Annotated in this window: 1 protein-coding gene; it reads right to left on the bottom strand. The window is 43.9% G+C overall.

The window, feature by feature from the left end:
- Positions 1–55 precede the first annotated feature (55 nt).
- On the bottom strand, positions 56–289 hold a 234-nt coding region (gene petA / locus A3762_RS05465), incomplete at its 5' end, for a ubiquinol-cytochrome c reductase iron-sulfur subunit (RefSeq protein WP_068754441.1).

Consider the following 289-nt stretch of genomic DNA (forward strand, 5'->3'; position numbering starts at 1 on the left):
TCAAAAGCATTGACGACCGGTAAACGCTCGTCAATCCATGAAATTAGCTTTTGCATTACGCAGCCTCCTCATCAACACCAACCATAATTGTGGCATCATCAAGATACTTATATGGTGGTACAACTAAGTTAGTTGGCGCAGGAACACCTTTAAATACGCGACCTGCTAAATCAAAACGTGAGCCGTGACACGGACAGAAGAATCCGCCCATCCAGTTTTCATCAAACTCTTGAGGCTCAACTTCAGGAACAAACTGGGGAGAACAACCTAGATGAGTACAAATACCAAC

The organism is Oleiphilus sp. HI0125, assembly GCF_001635355.1.